The organism is Paenibacillus sp. FSL H3-0329, assembly GCF_037963285.1.
In the GTDB taxonomy this organism is placed as follows: domain Bacteria; phylum Bacillota; class Bacilli; order Paenibacillales; family Paenibacillaceae; genus Paenibacillus_AQ; species Paenibacillus_AQ odorifer.
The window spans coordinates 3382831-3403756 of the sequence record NZ_CP150150.1 but is presented as its reverse complement, the minus strand read 5'-3'; the positions used below and the strand labels follow the sequence as shown (position 1 = coordinate 3403756).

Below are 20926 nucleotides of genomic sequence, written 5' to 3'. Positions count from 1 at the left end.
TAGTTGTCATTTTAAGAACAGTCCTGTGTGCCGGCTAGGATTATATTATCGTACCGGGGTTGTTCAGTAACTAGCGGATTGCGCCAAAGTTCTTGTTTAACACGCCAATGATAAAACTCTGAAAATACTGTCTTTATGAAGAGGGTATCGTGTTTAAACCTAAATGTTCATTACGCCAATTTGAAGGAGTATCACCTTCCCAAAGACGAAAGGCACGGTAGAACGAGTTCTGGTCTTCATATCCAATCAAGAAAGCCACTTCTTTAATATCAAGCGAAGGATCTGCCAGATACTCTCGTGCTTGCTCATGTCTAGCTTGTGTCAGCAATTGCTTGAAGCTTGTGTTTTCTTCAGTAAGCCTGCGTTGCAAGGTACGGTCACTCATACTTAATACCTTCGCAACAGCTTGAATGTCAGGGCGTCCTCCGCTGAAGCTGCGTTTCATGATCCATTTGACCCTCTCGGTTATAGAGCGTGTGCCCTTCTGTTCAGCAAGCGTCCGGTCCAAAACGGGAGTCAGAATCTCCAGCAGCTCTTCGTTGTACGAGATAAAAGGATGATTCAAATCATTTCGACGCAACGTCAAACGATTATATTGAGCATCTATCTGAATTCGGCAGCCGAAATAAGCTTCAAGAATCTTTACATTTCCTATAGGCTGTGAAAACTCGACAAGCTGTGCTGTCAAAGGTAGACCTGTGCCTCGCCGTCCGAGTTCTAGAAGAAATGCCAAAGTGAGGCCGAGCAGCAGCGGTGGACCAGAATGCCCGGGATGCTGCCATTCCAATTCGATTGTACATAGCTCGCCTTCCTCGGTAATACGCAAGCTTTCAGGAGGGCACATTTGTTTGTATCGTACCATTCGGTTAAGAGCATCGCGATAGTCCTTAGCATGGTATGTTGCTAAAACCGTCGGCGGATATTGTGTGGTTTCAAAGACGGTTGCAAGCTTAATGATTCCTTCGGCAGTATCCCCAATGAGATCGTTATATGCCTGCCAGACTGCGAAATATTGAGCAGTGGTGACTTCTGACTCTCTGAGATGGCTAAGTGGAAGATTTGCTTTGCTGGCTACATCTTGTGCAGTTATCCCTAATTGACTTAATCCAGCCCAAAATCCTGGTGGGATTTTAATTTGATCAGAGGTATGAGACTTCATACATATGGACCTCCTTTATTAAGAACTCCAGCACGCTTGGGCAAGCAGTTCGAACGAATGCAATCGTTTCTCATAATCTGGAATCATGGTAACGATAATGAATTCATTAACTCCATACAAAAGAGATAACCGTTCCAACTTACCTTTAACACTTTCCGGAGTACCTACCAGCAGCTTGCGTTCCAAGGGCTCAGACTTCGCTTCGGCAGAACCTTCTTGTTGGAATAATGCCGTACCAGATGAGGCCAATCGCTCTGCCTCTTCCTCAGTCTCGGCGCAAATGACGCCAACAGCAACCATGGCCCGCGGTTCAGGAGAAAGTGAAGAAGGAGTAAATGTTTCACGGTAAGCTTGCAAAACCTCCTCCCCTGCTACATCGCTCATGAACTGGCCGAACACATAACCTGCTCCAAACTCGGCAGCATATGCCGCGCTTTTCTTGTTTGTACCCAGCAGCCATAGCTCTGGAGATACGGGTGGGACCGGCCGGGCGGTTATTGAACGTCCTTCATAGGAATAGTTGCCCTGTAATAATTCAGTGACGCCTTTAAGCAGTTCTGGCATTTTCCAAACATTTTCGAGAAAATTTCCACTCAGTGCTAAACTTACTTCAGCAGTACCGCCGGGAGCTCTGCCTAATCCAAGGTCGATGCGTCCCGGGTACAAACTGGCCAGCAAATGAAATGCTTCCACCACCTTTAGCGGCTTATAATGTGGCAGCAATAAAGCCCCTGAGCCAAGGCGAATGTGTGCTGTTTTCGCTCCAATATGCGATAAAAGCACCTCCGTAGAGGTACATGCTAATCCCGGCATATCATGATGTTCAGCAACCCAATAACGAGAATATCCCAGTCTTTCTGCTGTCTGAGCCAGCTTCACTGCTTGTCCCAATGCGGTAATAGCATCCACCGTATTAAAAACAGGTACGAGATCTAATACACTAAGCTTAATGGATGTTCTTGTCATGATTAAGTCCTACTCGAGGGTTTCGGTAAAATTCGATCATATCGATAAAAATAAGCTTGTAATCAACTGCAACCGCGGCCAGATCATACATTCGGCCATGGCCGTCTTCTTTGGAGGCAAAAACAACATCGTGCCGCAGCTTATCCATAATCATTTTGCCGATGAACTGATGCTCGTATTCCGCGTACTTCTTTTTGAAAGCTTCATTAAACTCCCACAGCTCTTGGTAAGACCGCTCTAGCATTGCGTTTACCAAAGTCAGCTCATTGCCCTCTTTTTGTACAGCTACGTAATAATTTCCGCGATCATCCTTGATCAAATCCTTATATAACTCAACATTCAAAGTTAACGTCTCCTCTCTGATTACCTAGGACTCAATTTTATAGGCTTGCAGTCAGCACCGTTGGCTCTGTCGTGATTTCTACATTTCCTGCAACGGCTCTGGAGATCATGCAGGAGCCTTCTGCTTTATGGGCAATACGGATGGTTTTATCGATATCGTCCTGTGACGCATCTTTGGTAAGGGTGATTAGGGGTGAATGTTTGATGGCTTCATATGTAAAAATGTTATTCGTTACATCGACCGTCGCCTCTGAGGTTAACGTCAGCTCTGAAGTCGTAAGCCCTGCCCGCTCCAGCATTGCTGCAAGTGTAATGAGATAACAGGTTGCTGCTGCTCCCAAAAGCATCTCATCCGGATTCGTTCCTACTCCGGGTCCTCCCATTTCCTTCGGAATGGAGATTTGAGTCTTAAGCTGTCCAGCTTCAATAGTTCCGTCACTGTTACGGCCACCGTTCCATACGGCGTTCAATACAAATGGGTGCTTCATTTTTATATATCCTCCCTAGCTTGATATTGCATGATATATTTTTCATCGAATACTTTACATGCTAACATAGAAGAATGTGGTGAACAAACAGGCTCAGGCCTACTATTCATGAAACTTATCTATAAATTAAAATCCAGGAGGTTCTACTATCATGATAAACGACACGGATATCAAACATCTCAAGCGTTGTATTGAACTTGCCCGAATTGCACTAGAAGCTGGGGACGAACCCTTTGGTTCAGTCCTTGTATCAGCAAGTGGAGAAGTGCTGGCGGAAGACCGCAACCATGTAGGTAGCGGTGACCATACTCAGCATCCCGAATTCGCTTTAGCCCGCTGGGCAGCTCAGAATATGACACTGGAAGAACGTAAGCAGGCAACAGTGTATACCTCCGGAGAACATTGCCCTATGTGTGCAGCGGCACACGGTTGGGTTCGTTTAGGACGAATTGTATATGCCAGTTCCTCGAAGCAATTATCGGCGTGGTTAAATGATATGGGAATTGCAGCATCACCCGTCCGTAATTTAAGGATTCAAGAGGTTATTCACGATGCGTTCGTAGATGGCCCTGTACCGGATCTTGCAGAACAAGTACGGGAGCTTCATCTACAATTTCACGAGAAAAGACTTCTTCAGTAATACGAAGAATCAAAAATATTTTATTTTTCCGTAAAAAAAGAACCTTCGGATAAAGGTTCTTCGGCTGTCGAGAAAGTCTCGGCAGCTTTATTTATGTCCAGAAAAGGGTGATTTCACATCCCTTTACCTTTTATTATTCTTAATTACTTCGCTAAAGCGGTCAGGGAAATTTGTATGTACACCATCTACACCCCAAATTACGGCTTTATCCATATTCACTTGATAATTCACAGTATATGGAAACACCTTTAGCCCTGAATTTTTTGCCTGCGCGACATATGCCGCATTTATTTTTTGAAAGTTAGGACTTATGCCTACCGCATAAGTTTTTAATCTATTCACATAGGATTCTGATATTTTATAAACAGGAAAATCATACCATACAATTTGATAAAGAGGGACTGCTGGATTTATGGAATGGAATCTACGTAAACTCGCTTCACTAAATGAATGTATAGCAACATGAGCCGACAGATCATAATTTAAGATTTCTTCATTTAACAATGCCTCGATGTTCGAATTCGACGTGGGATCTTTAATCTCAATCATATAGTCCACTTCTTTTCCGAACCTTTCAAATACCTCTTTTAGTGTCGGAATACGTAAATCTACATATTTATCTCTAGCGAACATGGGATATTGTTCATTAAACCATGATCCCGCGTCTAATTTTGAGATCTGCTCTAAAGTAAAATCCTTTACATACCCTTTAGCATTCGTGGTGCGATTTACGGTCCCATCATGAATAACAACAGGAACATGATCTTTTGTTAACTGAATGTCTAACTCGATATAATCGGTCTTCATATCAATAGCTAGTTCGAATGCAGGTATTGTATTCTCAGGAGCATATCCTGAAGCACCACGGTGAGCGATTGTATATACTTTATCCGCAGGCATGATAATTTCCTTTACTTTAATGCGAATCCAGGGGGAATAAGCATACAAAGAGGTGAACAATAAGATTAACAAAAGCACATGTATACCTATAAAGTAGATTCTAGAATTTTGAATTTTTTGCATTAAGCTGACCTCATCTTTTAATAAATATAATGTAGAATACTTGGTGACTTTCGCTCTAACATTCATTCTTGTGTAAAATTATGATTTATATTCCCTTATGTTAATCCCACCTCAATGTATTTGTAAGGTCAAAGCTTGGAGATTTCTATTGTACCAGATTATCTAGAGAAAATATTGCGAGGCAGCATAAATGGGAAAGGGTCTGCAAGGTCAAGAAGCAACATCTAAACTTTGTGGGGTATAAACTATAGTTGCTATATATACAGAGTCCTAAAGTTCTTATACCATTAACTTTGTAAGCGATTAACTTTATAGGAGGAAATGACTTGACAAAGCCAGTGCAACCCAATGAACCTCTCGTAACTCATATTTATACTGCGGATCCTTCTGCTCATGTATTTGAAGGCAAGATTTATATTTATCCCTCTCATGACCTGGATCACGATATGATCTCTAATGACAACGGTGATCAATATAATATGGAGGATTACCATGTTCTGTCTATTGATGGAGATGGCTCCCCTTGTATCGACCACGGTGAAGTACTTCATGTGAAGGATGTTTCATGGGCTAAACAGCAAATGTGGGCTCCGGATGCAGCATACAAAAACAATACCTACTATTTGTTTTTCCCAGCCCGAGACCATGATGATATTTTCCGAATCGGGGTTGCCACCTCAACTTCACCTTCCGGACCCTTTACACCTGAACCGAACTACATTCCCGGCAGTTATAGCATTGATCCCGCTGTTTTCGTTGATGATAATGGCAAATCATATATATACTTTGGGGGTCTTTGGGGCGGTCAACTTGAAAAATGGCAAACCGGCTCATTTGTTGCGAATGCCGAGGGACCGGCTGAAACGGCACCAGCTCTTGGACCTATCGTAGCGGAGCTGAGCGAGGACATGCTGAGCTTTGAAGGTGCGCCTAGAGAAATATCCATCATCGATACGAACGGAAATGCGATTCTTGCTGGAGATGAAGAGAGAAGATATTTTGAAGGTCCATGGGTTCATAAATATAACGGTTATTATTATCTTTCTTATTCCACGGGAACTACCCATAATATTGTATACGCTATCAGTAAAGATCCGCTTGGGCCTTTTGTATATCAAGGAAAAATACTTACACCCGTCCTGGGCTGGACAACACACCATTCTATTGTTCAGTTTAAAGAGAAGTGGTATTTATTTTATCATGATAGTTCTTTATCTGGTGGTGCTGACAACAAGCGATCTGTAAAATATACGGAGCTGAAATACAACGATGATGGCACCATTCAAACCATCCATCCTTAGTTTTTATTGAAATGGAGTGCATGCTGGAGTGCACAGGAGGGGAAATATCATGCCAATGACACAACAAGGTGCTTTTTATACGGGGAAATATCGCAATTTATTTAAGGAGTTTGGCTTTTCTGAAGATGAAATCAACGCTAAACTCGAAGAAACTTGGAGTGATTTGTTTTACGGAGATCCGAACGTACGAATCTACTATCCGCTGGACGAGGATAAAAGCTATATTCTGGATACAGGTAATCTGGATGTTAGGTCTGAAGGAATGTCCTACGGGATGATGATGGCTGTTCAAATGAATAAAAAAGATGAGTTTGATCGTTTATGGAACTTCTCTAAGACGTTTATGCAGCACAAAGAAGGCCGTTATGCCGATTACTTTGCTTGGCACTGCAAGCCTGACGGTACAAGAATTTCACAAGGACCCGCACCGGACGGGGAAGAGTTTTTCGCCATGGCTTTGTTTTTTGCCTCAAAACGTTGGGGGAACGGTCCGGCACCTTATAATTATTCCGAGCAGGCTCGAATAATATTGCGTGCTTGTGTACATAAAACTGAAACAGGCGCTGGTGACTCAATGTGGGACGCGGAAACGAAACTGATTAAATTCGTACCGGAATCCACCTTCAGTGATCCATCTTACCATCTCCCCCATTTCTATGATTTGTTCGCTTTGTGGGCTGATGAAGGTGACCATATATTTTGGCGAGAAGCGGCGGAAGCCAGCCGCACATATCTACACACTACATGCCATCCTATAACTGGTCTCGCTCCCGAATATGCCAATTTTAACGGCACCCCGGCAGAACCCCAGCCTCATGGTGATTTCAGCCATTTTTTCAGTGATGCTTACCGGGTTGCGGCTAATATCGGTCTGGACTGGGTATGGTTCCAAAAGGACAGCTGGCAGGTCAATCAATGTAACCGAATTCAAGCTTTTTTTAGGAATATCGAAGTTTCCAATTACCGGCGGTACACCATTGAGGGACAGGCATTCGACGAACCGGCGCTGCATCCAGTAGGCCTTTTGGCGACCAATGCCATGGCTTCGCTTGCTTCGGATGGCCCGGAGGCAGAGCATTTTGTCCGTTTGTTTTGGGATACACCTTTGCGAACTGGACAACGTCGTTATTATGATAACTGTCTGTACTTCTTTAGTTTACTAGCCCTAAGTGGAAACTATCGCATTTATTGAAGTATATCGAACAAAACAATAGGACTCCATTCCTCGAAAAGGTCGAGGAATGGAGTCCTATTAATCGTAATAAAGCTTTGCTATTATTTAATTACTACATATTCCAAGTTAACAAGTTTTGCGTAAGCAATAATTTGGTCTGTTGTAAGAGTTAAAGAAACAACGGTGTGGTGACCGCCACCATTTTCGATCCAAGCTTTTACCCCGTCTTGGAAGTTTGGTTTAACATTCCAAAGCACACGAGCTACTGGAAGGTTTGGAGCTGGAACAGTTGGTTCAAAAGCAGTCACTTCGTTGATCAAAAGTTTGTAATGCGTACCGAAGTCAGCCATGGAAACCACTACACCGTCTCCTGCTTTACCGTCAAATACTAAACGGGCTGGATCGTCTTTGCCACCAATACCTAGTGGAGACACGATGATTTTTGGTTTGTTGCTTGCCAAAGTTGGATCTACTTCAAGCATATGGGATTGAAGAATAGATTCTTGTCCAACCGTCAATTCATAGGTGTAATCTTCCATAAAGCCAGTGGATTGGTTATGGCTCATCACTTTAAGTAAGCGGTCGAGAGCTGCAGTCTTCCAGTCTCCTTCTCCAGCAAAACCATATCCTTGTGCCATCAAACGTTGAACAGCAAGTCCTGGAAGTTGTTTCATTCCATGTAAATCTTCGAAGTTTGAGGTGAAGGCATTGTAGCCACCTTGATCAAGGAAACGTTTGATAGCAATTTCATAGCTTGCTTGAACTCTTACGCTAGCTTCCCATGCTTCTTTGCTGTTAGTGCCATAGTCGAATTCATACAGCTCTGCATATTCAGCAAACAAACCATCGATTTCTTCTTCTTTAACTTCATTAATGACTTGAACCAGGTCACCAATACCAAAGTAGTCAACCGTCCAGCCAAATTGAATTTGGGCTTCAACTTTATCTCCTTCAGTTACACCAACGTTACGCATGTTGTCACCAAAACGAGCAACTTTGATATTGAAGCTTTCGTTATAAGCAACGGCTACGTCCATCCATTCTGCAATTTGCTTTTGAACTTCAGGGCGTTCCCAATAGCCTACAACCACTTTGTTTTGTTTGTTCAAACGGGCGTTAATAAAACCATATTCACGGTCACCATGAGCTGCTTGGTTTAGATTCATGAAGTCCATATCTATTGTTGCCCATGGAATACTTTCATTATATTGCGTAGCTAGATGAAGCAAAGGTTTTTGCAGCATTTTTGTTCCGCGGATCCACATTTTTGCAGGTGAGAAAGTATGCATCCAAGTGATGACACCGGCAACTTCGTCACGGTAGTTAACTTCTTTCATAATGTTGGTGATTTTATCTGCGCTGACAGCCAAATCCTGCAATACTAGTGGGTAAGGCAAAACTCCGCTTTTATTCAAAGCATCTGTCATCGTCTGTGCGTGCGCTTTAACTTCAGCCAATGCTTCTTCCCCATAAAGATGTTGCGAACCTACGACAAACCAAAATTCTTTTGCTACTGCTGTTGACATATTCATCCTCTTTTCATCATTTTGTAGTTTGATTATTTTTGACCGTAATAAGCGTCTTTCCCATGTTTGCGCAAGTAATGTTTATCTAGAATACGTTGTGGCAATTCTTCCGCAAAATGGTTCAACTCTCTAGCAAATAAATTCATTTTTGATACTTCATCCAACACTACGCTGTTCATTACAGCGGATTTTGCATTTTTCCCCCAAGTAAAGGGTCCGTGGCCTTTAAGCAAAACACCGGGAACCGCCATAATATCTATCCCGCGTTGTTCAAAGGTTTCGATGATTACATTACCTGTTTCCGCTTCGTAACCCCGATCGATTTCCTCTTGCGTCAAGAAACGCGCACAAGGAATGGAGCCATAGAATGTATCAGCGTGCGTAGTTCCCATTACAGGAACGTCAAGTCCTGCTTGTGCCCAAATAGTTGCCCAAGTGGAATGTGTATGCACGATTCCGCCAATTTCGGAGTAATGTTTATAAAGTACTGCGTGAGTAGGTGTATCGGAGGAAGGTCTCATCTCCCCTTCAACCACATTGCCATCCAGATCAACAACTACCATATCGCTGGCTTTCATTGTTTCATAATCTACACCACTAGGTTTGATTACGAATAATCCACTTTCGCGATCAATTGCACTCACATTTCCCCATGTATACTTGATAAGTCCATGTTTCGGCAATTCCAGATTGGCTTGAAAAACCTCTTCTTTAAGTTGTTCTAACATCTTGGTCCCTCCATTTTCAGACTAAATTATCAACAGCGGATTGCTCAATCGCCAAACCTTTTTTATAACGTTCGATAAAGGTTTCAAAGCCTTTAATGTCGGTTGCATCGGGATGAATTTCTTCTCCCTTTACATCTTTGAACACTTTTTGATCGAGGAAGTCTTCCAAGCTTTCTTCCTGATTTTTGTTCATCATGTAGGAGGCAAGAATAGCCATTCCCCATGCGCCGCCTTCTCCAGCAGTTGACATTACGGAAACAGGAACATTCAGTGAAGCTGCCATCATTTTTTGGCCAACAACCGGAGTCTTAAATATACCGCCGTGTCCTAAAATACTATCTATGGCTACATTCTCTTCTTTCGTCAAAATGTCCATTCCAATTTTCAAAGCACCAAAGGCGCTGAACAAATGTGCACGCATAAAGTTAGCCAGATTAAATTTGCTCTCAGGCGAACGTACAAATAGCGGACGGCCTTCTTCTAACCCCGTAATGTTCTCACCCGAGAAATAACCGTAACTGAGCAATCCACCCGCATCTGCGTCTGCTTCCAAAGCCTTATTCAGCAATACGCTGTACAATTTATCAGCTTCTACGTTTTGCCCCATTGCTTCATAGAACTCACGGAATAATCCGAGCCAGGCGTTAAGGTCACTTGAACAGTTATTAGCATGAACCATACCTACCGGACTTCCGTCTGGTGTAGTCACCATATCAATTTCCGGATAAACCTTAGAAAGTTCTTGTTCCAATACGATCATGGCAAAAACAGAGGTTCCTACGGAGACATTCCCGGTACGTTTTCTTACACTATTGGTAGCAACCATACCGGTTCCCGCATCCCCTTCTGGAGGGCTAAGCGGAATCCCAGCTTGTAATTGCAATGATGGATCCAGAATTTTGGCTCCTGCTTCGGTTAATAGACCCGCTTGCTCACCGGCAACATACACCTTAGGAAGAAGATCGCTGGTCTTCAGCGAATAACCTTTGCCAGCAATAAGCTCATCAAACTGTTGTATCATGGATTCATTATAATTCCCTATGGATTCATCAATCGGGAACATACCTGAAGCATCCCCAACACCAAGTGCTTTGTTGCCGGTCAATAACCAATGAATGTATCCTGCCAACGTCGTAACAAACCGAATCTCCGGCACATGTTCTTCTTTGTTTAAGATCGCCTGATAAAGATGAGCAATACTCCAACGTTCCGGGATATTGAATTTAAATACATCCGTCAATTCTTTGGCTGCCTTACCAGTTGTTGCATTACGCCAAGTCCGGAACGGAACGAGCAATTGATCCTGTTCGTCAAAAGCCATATATCCATGCATCATTGCAGAAAACCCGATTGAACCAACGGTTTGGAGGGTGATTCCGTAATTTTGTTGAACTTCTTGCTTCATCTCACGATAAGCATCTTGTAGACCTTTGATAATATCTTCTAGGCTGTACGTCCAAAAGCCGTCTTTCAATTGATTTTCCCATTCATAACTTCCAGAAGCGATCGTTTGAAAACTATGATCAATAAGTACTGCTTTAATACGCGTGGATCCAAATTCAATCCCTAGCGAAGTTTCTCCCTTATTGATTGCTTCTTCGATGCTTAATCGATTCGATATCACGTTAGTCACCTCTCTGACAGCGCTTTTTTAATATAAAAGAATTCGCTTTCTTAATTAACAGCTTTAGTATAAATTTTTGTACGTACATTTGTCAATAAAATAGTTATATATACATACAAATATGGAGATGATAATAATTTAACTCCGTACTTAGTTTGTTTATGATGATCTAAAGGTACGAAATATTTACATTTTTTCATAAAAAAAGAGCCCCTTTATATTTAATTCGTAGTCATGCTATAATTTGTACATACAACTTAACGAAATGAACGAATCAAAAAGCGAACAAGTATGGAAAGAGGAATTACATGAAACCAAAGTATCAAGTGATTATAGAGGATATAAAAAGCAAGATCCTTTCAGGAGATTACAATGTAGGCGAACAAATTCCTACGGAGTCTGCCTTGCAGTCCTTGTACGAGGTTAGCAGACAGACTGTTAGAAAAGCCATTTTAGAGCTATCCAACGAAGGATTCCTCCGCAGCGAAAAAGGTTCTGGCACGTATGTCAGCAACCAATATCGCACAAAGACCGGCGGGAGTTCACATAAGAAGACGATCGGTGTAATTACGACGTATATCTCTGACTACATCTTCCCTTCTATTATCCGGGGGATTGAAAGCCGAATGAATGAGGATAACTATTCTCTATTATTGGCTAGTACCAATAACGATGTTGCGCAAGAAAAAAAAGCTCTCGAAATGATGTTGTCCTACGGTGTAGATGGTTTAATTATTGAACCTACGAAAAGTAATCTGTATAATCCCAATATTGCGTATTATCTGTCGTTTAAGGAGCAAGATATTCCACTCATTATGATTAATGCTTTTTATGAGGAAATAGAGCTCCCCTTCCTTTGTCTTGACGATGTGCAGTCCAGTTATCTGGCAACAAAAGAATTGATTTCCAAAGGCCACTCTCAAATTGGACTTATCGCAAAAATGGATGATTTACAAGGCAAATATCGAATGAAGGGTTATATCAAAGCCCTCGAAGAAGCTAAATTGCGGTTCTATCCAGAGCAAATATTTTCGTTCAACACCGAGACCAAACAAACCTTAGCTACGAACTTGAAGGATTTCCTAAATAAAAATAGAGATACCCTCTCTGCGATTGTCTGCTACAACGACGAGGTTGGTTTGGAAGTGGTCAATGCTTGCAGACAGCTGAACATTTCTATACCAGAGGAATTATCAATTATTGGCCAGGACAACTCCTATATTGCCCAAAATGCGAACATCAAACTGACCACTTTGACGCATCCCCAAGAAACTATGGGCCGTGATGCAGCGGATTGGGTCATTAAAAAATTACAAGGAAAAAAGGATCTTCCCAACAACACTTATTATCAACCTGTGTTGATTGAAGGAGAAACAGTAGTCGAGAGATAGAATAAATTCTGAGGGATTTGCGTTTATCTTCATATGTAAATGTAATAACCCACCAGTCGTGACTGGTGGGTTATTTGCAACTGTTATCTCCGTATTCTTTAAAGGTTCGATTCTTGGTTTGAAGTCAACAGTACAGTAGAAGCAAACTGTTTCACAAGCTTGCCGGGATTTATCCCGTATTTATCCCGAAATCCCTCGGCAGCCCGAGGGGTGATAGCCCCAAGGCTTGAATATGGTGTTATCTGGATACACCATCTAGGAAACACTAACATTTCTTTTACTTAATTTCTTAAATACCGAGTATTCCTTATTGGACTTAATAAAACTTAATATCTTTTCAGCACATTCTAATGAATTCATCTCTTCCGTATTTACTTCGAGGTCATATTCTTCAAAGCAATATACTTTGCTAAACTGTGAAGCTGCTAGTCCAATCATTCTATCTCCTCTTGTTTGCTCTCTTCTTATGAGTTCTTCTTTCGAGCATATTACACCTATAAATAACGTAGGGTGATCGAAAAATTGATCAAGAAACACATTAAACCTCTTATCGTTGTCGATTACGGTATCTACTATTACATTAAAACCAAATTCTGATAACAATTTAATTGTCGAATGGTACACTGAGAATATGGAATCATCCAATATTTGGGAAACGACTTGATGATCTATTTCTCTTGTAGGTTCATCTGGAAATTTATTATTAATAAAATCATTGTAATTATTAAAAAAATCATCAATTGATAAATGATAAAAAGGAATCTCTTTCTGTTTTATCAGTTCAGTCGATATGGAGGTCTTTCCGGAACTTGAAGTTCCATTTAGAAAAACTAATATCCCTTGCTTCAATTTAATCATCCCTTCAAATAATAATCATTGCAACTCAGAGAATATTCGAGAAAAGATTAAATTATCCTTTACTGTTTGATATGTTCCTTGATTTGTTCGGCTATTTGCTCCAACAATGCTTCTTTTCCTAAAGCAAAGAAAGCCTCATTATAATTTTGTCTGCTTGTTATACGATATATATTATTCGATTTTACAGCTTTCAGATTGCTCCAGACCTTGCTTTGGTCAAGAACATTCTGGTCATTATCGGATAATAAAATGATATGGTCTGGATTAAAGGTGGACAGTGCTTCTAGACTTGTCACTTTCCCTCCCCATGGATCTGGCTCCGGTGTACCTGGCGCGATGGGTAATCCTAGATCATTAAAAATCATATCCGCAATACCTGTGCGGGAATAGATGCGTATTTCTTTCTCTGTAGCTTCGATTACCGCAAACGTCTCTTCCTTGGTTATCTCAGTGATTTGATCATGTAGTAGTAGAGCACGTTGATCATAGGCCTTCAGCCACGTTTCCATTTCCGCTTTCTTATCAAGCACCTCCGCAACAAATGCAAATCGCTCTCTAAAAGCGTTAAAACCATAAGGCACCCTCACTGTTGGAGCAATCATATTTAGTTGATCATAGATTTTTTCTTGGGTAGGTCCTGCCAGTATCAAATCAGGGCTTGCTGCAATGATCGCTTCTAAGTTGACTTCCGTCTGAAACCATCCAGCGGGAGTTACATCAGGCAGTTCTTTTTTGAGAATAGGAGTGATTTCTAATGAATTAGCCATATCTGTATTCCCAGTAATAACAGGTTTATATCCAAGCACCAGAAGTTCTTCCGTTGAGCCGGATACATCGGCAATTCTAACCGGGTTCACCGGTATTACAATATCCCCTTTAGCATCCTTGAGGGTACGTGTTTCGGTCGAATTAGTAGCGACGGGTTCTGAATTTACCGCAGGTTGAGAATTTTCTACTTTAGCCTCCTGACCTGAATTCCCACACCCGTACAGCATCACCATCATGATTAAGGCGATTCCCACAAAAGAGATCTGTTTTAAACTGAACATTTTTTCCAACCCTCTCCAATCTACTGATAATCATTCTCACTTCTAGCAAGTCCGATCATACACTCTGCTGATAGGACAGAACTACCGGCAGAGGGATTGAATAACGGTTTGGCGGATATTTATTTAATTTTTATCGTTTTTTAATTACTTCTGAAGGATTAATTCCATACTGCTTCCGAAAAGCTTCGGCAAAATGACTAAAGTTGTTGTAACCTACCATCGTCGCTGTTTGGCTGACACTAATCTCCCCGGTACTTATGATTTCCCATGCTTTTTCTAAACGTTTGTTCCGTAAATATGCAAATACAGTTGTTCCGTACTCTTCCTTAAAACCAACTTTTAATTTGTATTCGTTAATGCCTGCCAGCTTGGACAATTCGATTAGCGAAGGTGGGTTTGCCATGTGGTCAAGGATGATATCCCTGGCTTTTCGAATGTTTTCTCGGTCACTACGTGATAAATGCAAACTCCGTTTAGTATGTTTCTGCTCAAAAAGAAAAACGTCAAAATATACAGATAGGAGTTCTAATGCCTTCCCCTCTACGTACAACCGGCGCATGGAGGTATGATATGGACAGTCTCTCAATTGCACCAATAATCGGGTGGTTTCTGGAAGAATAGGCATACGGAACATTCGAAAAGCACGTGAATCTAACAGCCCGGATAAGCTGCGAGCATGTGAAGAGCCTTGATCCGCCATCCATGAATCGAATAGTGTAACCGGTACACCTATGGACAATAAACGGATAGGTTCAGCACTGCGATAGTGAAATTCCGCTTGGAAATCCTGCATGAACTGCAATGAACAACTATCGGGCATTAACTCATGGCTGGTATCTGTTACATGAACTTCCCCGCTTCCCTGCAGACAAAAGCTTAACTCAATCATCGCCGCTTCGGATTGAACCCGAACTAGGCGATCATCAGCAAAACGGTAATCACTATCAACAATTTCGATCCCGGAGGGTGTGATCACTCTATCGACGTATCCTTGTGTACTGGATTGTGCAAAATGTTTCCTCTCTGTAGTGCCCCTCATAGACGGAGCCTCAAACAAAGCATCGAAATACCCGTTATAGATGTTATGAATAGATGAACTTGTCATTCTGTTATACACTCAGCAGGTAAGCTGCACTCCGTAATCCCAATATTATGTTTTATCATGAGCAGATCACCTTTTCTCTTCTATTAAATGATAACGATTATCATTTAGATCATTATATGCGAGATATTAGATAACCTGCAATGTACAGTTTTTAAGGATCTCTTATCTCCGCCTTCTCAGTAAAGCGGTAGCACTTCTTGTGTCAGCCCTGAAAAGAGGTCGCTGGTTTGATCAAAAAAGGCATCAGGCAAATAATAATAAGCATCACCCATAGACACCACCTTTAATTCGGGAATGATATACATGGCGATATAAGTCCCGTCTTTGAGGTTGAACTGTAATTGATATGATTTTCCTTGGGATTGCGCCGCTGCAAGAGCTTCATATTCCTTAATGCTTAGCTCTGTTTTTTTTGCGCTGTACAAACCTTCGATAATGGACTCAACAATAGGATGATCAGTGATAGTCTTTTGCACGTCATTCCCCACATGATTCAGAATATAGATATCTTTTGCATGCTCCTTCAGATTAGCCAGATCTAGATACTCCTTCGCGCTCATTGCAGAATCGTCTACCTTCGCCACAATTTCAGCTAGATAATAATATTGCTCATCCTTAACTGCAATACGAAAATGGGATGGGTATGTTGGGATTTCATACAGCTTTCCACCCATAGCGAACGTAGCGGCATAATCTTTTTCCGCATTCTTATCCCCGTCATTCTTTCCGGGCTCTTGGTTGAGATCAAACTCTAATGCACCAAGCGATTTGTCAGGCTCCATACCTGTGAACTTAAACTGAGCGCCATCTGCTACGAATGCATAACGGTATCCATTGTAATTCAGAATTTTGCGAACCCCTGTGGGAGACGAGACTGGTGTCTGCTGTGATATTTGTGGTGAATTAGGCAACGGAGTCTGCGGAAATTTATAAACGGCCACACCTAACACCAATGCAGCACAAGCTGCGAGTGAGCCCCACTTTACATAAGCTTTTTTATTAGTGCGTCTCGCGGAGTTGGCTTTTTCTATCAGATTTTCGTCTATGTAACCGATTGTTTTGAAGAGCTCTTTATTATTCAAAGGAAATAACCCTCTTTCTGAAGATATATTTGGAGTTTTTTGCGTGTTCTGAAAAGAATTGATTTGGTTTTACTTTCACTGATTGAGAAGCGTGCGGCAATATCGGCCAAAGAATCAGAATACCAGTAACGCCTCAAAAAAACATTCCGTTGATCTTCCTTAATGTTGTGTAGAAATTTGCTTATAGATTCGGCTATTTGTGCTTCCTCGTATTGGGTTTCAACGTTGTCTGAAGAGGATAAACAATCGTTTAATTCATTAAGAATCGTATCGAATTTTTTATTCCGTTTTTTAGCCATGTAATAATCGTATTTGTTCAAAGCAATATTTCGTGTGATTCTCCCCAGAAAAGAGGACAGCTTTGCAGGAGACTTCGGCGGTATTGCTTCCCATGCACCAAGAAAGGTATCGTTAACACATTCTTCCGAATCTTCAGCATTAGACAAAATGTTATGAGCGATCCGAGTACAATAATTTCTATATTTTTTCGATGTTTCTTCTACTGCCCTTTCATTACGTGCAAAATACAATTGTATGATTTCACTATCTTCCACTCCATCACTTCCGTTCGATTTGATTAAGCATTCACTTATAAAGTAGGAAAAGAAGTGTTTAGGTTGCATAAAAATATAATTTTCTATAAGCTTCGGCATTCAACGCTGATAATATGACATAAAAATACAAATAACCCCTCATCCTAAGGGATAAGGGGAAGTTATGATATCATCTAATTTTTAATTAATTCTACTTCCTTCATTGGAACCTTTGTCTTACGGAGCATCATCCAGATCCCCCCCAGACAAAATAAAACACTACATCCCATGCCAAACAACGCGCTGGCGTTTAATGCCTGAGGTGAGCCTTTCATTGTAAGCACAGCCATTTGAGTGACAACAATGGAGACTAAGGCATCAGTAAAGCTAATCATTTTTAATGTTGATATAATGGGATTTTTGAGATGACGGTTAACAATATTTCCATGAATGGCAAAACCAAGTTTTGTAAAAGCGATCAGTGCTACCAGATATACAATGTAACCTTCATAAACCAAAGCGTCTCCGACTAGATAAATCCGCAGGCAGACCAACAGATATGAAACCCCTAGAAGACAAAGAAAAACACCGCCACGCTTATAAACATAAAGCTCCATGGAATACCTTTGCTGTGCTGAACTGACTTTTTTAGCTAATGTATATTTATGAAGCACCTGTCCTTTGGCTATACACAGGATCAGATAATAAAGTGCATTTGTGATGAACCATCCGGACAATAGATATAACCCAAGAATTAACTTGCCTATACCAATAAAAGCATCGATGACTAAGGAAGCAGCGTTGAACATGGCGGTTCGATCTTGCGGATTTCCGAAGTACCGAACTAAGATTGCCTTAATATATATCATCCTTTCAAGAAAACCTTCATATCTCATTTTATGTTTCTAAGGGGACAATAGTATCATACTTGACTCAACCCAGCAATAAAGCAATTAAAGTTCTGATTTATGATATATTAGAAAAGGTTGTGCAAATTCGGCAAGAGGAAATAGCAACAGCAATTGTTAATGGAGGCAGGTCGTATATGTATAGAAAATTAACAGCAGCAGAGTTAGATGTTATATTAAGCTCGATTAATAAGGAACAGCATTTTTTATATTATTCATACCTTACTTTTCGCAGACAAAACACAGTGCATTACGGTCAGTATTCTGACCAGGGCGAGTTGCTTGGAGTATTAGCCTTTTTAAGTGGCCTTCCGTTTAATGCTTTTTCTGTATATCCAGTTCAGCAATCCTTTTGTCTCAGCTCAATGTTGGCGTTCATGAAAGATGAATTACATCTACATAACCATGCGGTAGGTAGCTTTATTATTAACGAACAAGAGCTGCAGGTCTTTGCTTCTCAGCTTGAGTTCTACAGCCCTCCCAAAAAATTGTTTCTTATGAAACATATTCATGAAGATGTTCTACCAACAGCGGACAAGCATGTTATGCACTTAGGACCTGCTCATTTCCAGCGAATTGAAGCAAAGATGAACGAGCTGCAAACCATGGCTTTTTCAAAAGAAGAATTACAGAATCCGTTCTATGGTGTGATGGCACAAGACGAGCTGATTGCTGTAGGAGGATACCATATATATAGTGAGGATTACGTTGAACTAGGAAATATCGGAACAGATGTAGCCTGGAGAAGAAATGGTTATGGAAAAAAAGTCTGTGCAGAGCTAACACGCCAAGGACATGCCATTTCAGCTAACGTATATTTGAATGTTTTTGAGGAGAATGTAGGAGCCATTTCTCTATATCAATCGCTGGGATATGAACTCATTTGCCAACAATACATCGTTAAATTTATTATTTAATCTAAAAACGTACTGCATTAGCTGCAGTACGTTTTTTCTATCTAAACCTCTTACGCCGTAGGCATATTCTTCGTAGAAGAATAGATTAAAGCATCTCTCAAAATGTAAATGTATTGGCTGCGCCCATCATCACTATAATCACACAATTCACCATGGCTCCCAGCCATATTTTTCCTGTGCACTTAAAGAGGTAACGCGAAATATAAGCTGCAATAAAAAGCTGGAAAACGAGAGGGAAAAGGACTAGTATTCTGAGCCAATCTTGATTTTGCCAAAAAGTTACGCCTGTTGAAAATAACGTTCCGTATTGTACCCCAATGAGCACTAGAATTCCAAGCACACCGCCTGTCCCGCTAATGAGCAGATCCCTCCATTCTTTCTGCCCTTCAACTGGGGTGGTAGAGTTCACGGCAATTGACTGTGCAACATAAAATATAAAGAAGAAAAGCATATAACGTAAGCCAATTAATAATTGATTCGGAGTGAATACTTTAATTGCCAGTACCCATAAGCGGAAGTCTGTCTGAAAGAAATAATCTGCAAATGCAACCAAAGCATAGAATCCAGTGAATATACATACCGCAAGTGCAAAAGTCTTCAGCAGTTCTTTCAAATTTGTTTTTATTCCCCAGCTTTCAGAGTGCTCATTATAATTTTTTCCTGATAAACGAGTGGTTAGCCAGAATAACAATAGACCCACAAGGCCGTTAAAGATCGCCCAGATTAAAATAAAGTTCATGGCGGTTTGTGGAAATAAACTACGAGGCTGAAGGATATTCTGTCCAGCTATAATACACCAGCGACTGATCGGAAGGTATGATATTGCGGAAATTACCCAACTCATTATCCAAGAGCCCCAAAAAAGAATCTTGCTTTTTCTGGTCTTAGGCTCCGGTAACTTGGCAGGAGTAGGTTGAATTAGACTATTGAAACAAGGAAGCTTGAGGAGCAATACCGCAAAGGGGACAATAAATAAAAAGGATCCTAACAAGCCGATAAAGTTAAAGATCTCTTTCCATAACCATAATTGGTTGCCGGCAGATAACGGATTATTGATTTGAAACGCTTTCGTAAAAAAGTCAACTAAATAACCAGTGCTCGCCACCGAAAAGTGTTGCCAAGGGTGGATCTCCGCTGGATTGTACACGACGCGCAAGGTTTGATCAGCTGCATTACCGTAATATTTGCCGATTTCCACAGCGTTTATCTTTTGATTCTCCGGCATTACTGAATTTATAGCAGCTAGTGATTCTGGGGCATCGCCCGAAAGATCAGCATTCCCTCTCGCAAATCCGGATCCGCCTTCATCATATTTGCCTACATTGATGCCTACATTGGCATGGATGTTTTGAAAAGTCTCATCGGTAGACTGTTCGACCTGAGAAACAATGAAAGCGGATGCAACTTTATTCAAAGCATCAGCCTTGGCTTCTTCACTTACCGTAATAATTGCGCCTTCTTCTGAAGAGGGATCTTTCGCCGCTTCGAGCTCTGCCAAATAAAGTTGGCCATAATACTGGAGTGTACTCCAGGTAATCATTCCACCCATAGAATGACCACTAATGCCGATTTTTGTAGAGTCTACATAATCAAGACTGGATGATGCATATTCCACTAAAGGAATCATCCCATTATTCTCTGACATTATCGTTGGGAAAAATGGCATATCAGGAGAGCTCGAGCCACCATGCCATAAGAAATCCATTGCAATCACAGCAATTCCCCGACGGGAAAGTTCGATTGCGGTACTATCCTGCATCTCTTTATTGTTTAAAAAACCGTGACTAGTAATGACGAGTGGAACTTTATGCTCTGCATTTGCTGAGACAGGCCTGAACAGATTTCCCTCAATCCAAGTACCATTATCGGACGGAATCTTAAACTTACTAATCTGGACCTTGCCGAAATCTGTTTGCAAGAAAGAAGCTCCCACACAACTGATCAAAACCATGGATAAAGCGACACATAAAAATTTCAATGCTAATCTCGTAGACAGAAACTTTTTCATCTGGTCTCCCCCCCAAAAAAAGTATCAAATCAAAATGTGTAACACAAAATGGGCAAAAAAAATAACCTGAATCCGAAAAATTCATTAGTAGACCCCATGAGTAG

The 20926-nt window shown here is 41.1% G+C and carries 20 protein-coding genes; 5 read left to right on the top strand and 15 right to left on the bottom strand.

Going from position 1 to position 20926, the window contains the following annotated elements; genetic code table 11:
* Positions 1-133: 133 nt before the first annotated feature.
* From NSQ66_RS15015 to NSQ66_RS15000, 4 genes are read right to left on the bottom strand one after another with little or no spacing between them, the layout of a single operon-like run.
* Positions 134-1159: an AraC family transcriptional regulator gene (locus NSQ66_RS15015; RefSeq protein WP_038571075.1), complete on the bottom strand. Its 1026-nt coding sequence runs from the start codon at positions 1157-1159 to the stop codon at positions 134-136.
* Between the two features lie 18 nt (positions 1160-1177).
* On the bottom strand, positions 1178-2125 hold the full coding sequence (locus tag NSQ66_RS15010) for an LLM class flavin-dependent oxidoreductase (RefSeq protein ID WP_076099231.1): 948 nt from the start codon (positions 2123-2125) through the stop codon (positions 1178-1180).
* A complete protein-coding gene (locus tag NSQ66_RS15005) occupies positions 2106-2468 on the bottom strand; it encodes a hypothetical protein (protein ID WP_076141221.1) in 363 nt (120 codons plus the stop codon). The genes NSQ66_RS15010 and NSQ66_RS15005 overlap by 20 nt, the downstream gene beginning before the upstream one ends.
* 37 nt (positions 2469-2505) lie before the next feature.
* The gene (locus NSQ66_RS15000; RefSeq protein ID WP_076105707.1) at positions 2506-2955 is read right to left on the bottom strand and encodes an OsmC family protein; all 450 of its coding nucleotides are present in this window, start codon (positions 2953-2955) and stop codon (positions 2506-2508) included.
* Positions 2956-3106: 151 nt separating this feature from the next.
* On the opposite strand from NSQ66_RS15000, the gene NSQ66_RS14995 reads away from it, so the two are divergent.
* The gene (locus tag NSQ66_RS14995) at positions 3107-3595 is read left to right on the top strand and encodes a nucleoside deaminase (protein WP_076105706.1); all 489 of its coding nucleotides are present in this window, start codon (positions 3107-3109) and stop codon (positions 3593-3595) included.
* Positions 3596-3718: 123 nt separating this feature from the next.
* Here NSQ66_RS14995 and NSQ66_RS14990 read toward each other — a convergent pair whose 3' ends face one another.
* Positions 3719-4684, bottom strand: a complete 966-nt coding sequence (locus NSQ66_RS14990) for a glycerophosphodiester phosphodiesterase (protein WP_080742497.1) — start codon at positions 4682-4684, stop codon at positions 3719-3721.
* 260 nt (positions 4685-4944) lie between these two features.
* Here NSQ66_RS14990 and NSQ66_RS14985 point away from each other — a divergent pair, with 260 nt between their 5' ends.
* A complete protein-coding gene (locus tag NSQ66_RS14985) occupies positions 4945-5919 on the top strand; it encodes a glycoside hydrolase family 43 protein (RefSeq protein ID WP_076141220.1) in 975 nt (324 codons plus the stop codon).
* A 49-nt stretch (positions 5920-5968) separates the two neighbouring features.
* Entirely contained in the window at positions 5969-7111 is a 1143-nt protein-coding gene (locus NSQ66_RS14980; protein ID WP_076141219.1) for a glycosyl hydrolase family 8, read from the top strand.
* Between the two features lie 83 nt (positions 7112-7194).
* Here NSQ66_RS14980 and araA read toward each other — a convergent pair whose 3' ends face one another.
* The 3 genes from araA to NSQ66_RS14965 are packed head-to-tail and all read right to left on the bottom strand — an operon-like array spanning position 7195 to position 10971.
* A complete protein-coding gene (gene araA, locus NSQ66_RS14975) occupies positions 7195-8619 on the bottom strand; it encodes an L-arabinose isomerase (protein ID WP_038571054.1) in 1425 nt (474 codons plus the stop codon).
* 32 nt (positions 8620-8651) lie between these two features.
* Positions 8652-9347, bottom strand: coding sequence for an L-ribulose-5-phosphate 4-epimerase (locus NSQ66_RS14970; protein WP_036677359.1), 696 nt, complete (start codon positions 9345-9347; stop codon positions 8652-8654).
* A 16-nt stretch (positions 9348-9363) separates the two neighbouring features.
* Positions 9364-10971: an FGGY-family carbohydrate kinase gene (locus tag NSQ66_RS14965; protein WP_038571051.1), complete on the bottom strand. Its 1608-nt coding sequence runs from the start codon at positions 10969-10971 to the stop codon at positions 9364-9366.
* Positions 10972-11279: 308 nt separating this feature from the next.
* On the opposite strand from NSQ66_RS14965, the gene NSQ66_RS14960 reads away from it, so the two are divergent.
* On the top strand, positions 11280-12362 hold the full coding sequence (locus tag NSQ66_RS14960; protein ID WP_036677364.1) for a GntR family transcriptional regulator: 1083 nt from the start codon (positions 11280-11282) through the stop codon (positions 12360-12362).
* 255 nt (positions 12363-12617) lie between these two features.
* On the opposite strand, the gene NSQ66_RS14955 is transcribed toward NSQ66_RS14960, so the two are convergent.
* From NSQ66_RS14955 to NSQ66_RS14930, 6 genes are all read right to left on the bottom strand, one after another.
* Positions 12618-13211 (bottom strand): AAA family ATPase, encoded by a 594-nt coding sequence (locus NSQ66_RS14955; RefSeq protein WP_038571047.1) that lies wholly within the window; start codon positions 13209-13211, stop codon positions 12618-12620.
* A 68-nt stretch (positions 13212-13279) separates the two neighbouring features.
* The gene (locus NSQ66_RS14950) at positions 13280-14269 is read right to left on the bottom strand and encodes an ABC transporter substrate-binding protein (RefSeq protein ID WP_076141218.1); all 990 of its coding nucleotides are present in this window, start codon (positions 14267-14269) and stop codon (positions 13280-13282) included.
* A gap of 130 nt (positions 14270-14399) precedes the next feature.
* Positions 14400-15374 carry an AraC family transcriptional regulator gene (locus NSQ66_RS14945; protein WP_339279719.1) on the bottom strand — a complete coding sequence of 325 codons (975 nt, stop codon included), beginning with the start codon at positions 15372-15374 and terminating at the stop codon, positions 14400-14402.
* Positions 15375-15550: 176 nt separating this feature from the next.
* Positions 15551-16456, bottom strand: coding sequence for a hypothetical protein (locus NSQ66_RS14940; RefSeq protein WP_249267687.1), 906 nt, complete (start codon positions 16454-16456; stop codon positions 15551-15553).
* Positions 16453-17109: a sigma-70 family RNA polymerase sigma factor gene (locus tag NSQ66_RS14935; protein ID WP_249267686.1), complete on the bottom strand. Its 657-nt coding sequence runs from the start codon at positions 17107-17109 to the stop codon at positions 16453-16455. Before NSQ66_RS14935 ends, NSQ66_RS14940 begins: the two co-directional genes overlap by 4 nt.
* 74 nt (positions 17110-17183) lie before the next feature.
* Positions 17184-17885, bottom strand: a complete 702-nt coding sequence (locus NSQ66_RS14930) for a hypothetical protein (RefSeq protein WP_076141217.1) — start codon at positions 17883-17885, stop codon at positions 17184-17186.
* Positions 17886-18034: 149 nt separating this feature from the next.
* Here NSQ66_RS14930 and NSQ66_RS14925 point away from each other — a divergent pair, with 149 nt between their 5' ends.
* Positions 18035-18814: a GNAT family N-acetyltransferase gene (locus tag NSQ66_RS14925; RefSeq protein WP_076141285.1), complete on the top strand. Its 780-nt coding sequence runs from the start codon at positions 18035-18037 to the stop codon at positions 18812-18814.
* Between the two features lie 97 nt (positions 18815-18911).
* Here the strand turns inward: NSQ66_RS14925 and NSQ66_RS14920 are convergent, their stop codons facing one another.
* On the bottom strand, positions 18912-20822 hold the full coding sequence (locus tag NSQ66_RS14920) for an alpha/beta fold hydrolase (RefSeq protein WP_076141216.1): 1911 nt from the start codon (positions 20820-20822) through the stop codon (positions 18912-18914).
* Between the last annotated feature and the right edge of the window lie 104 nt (positions 20823-20926).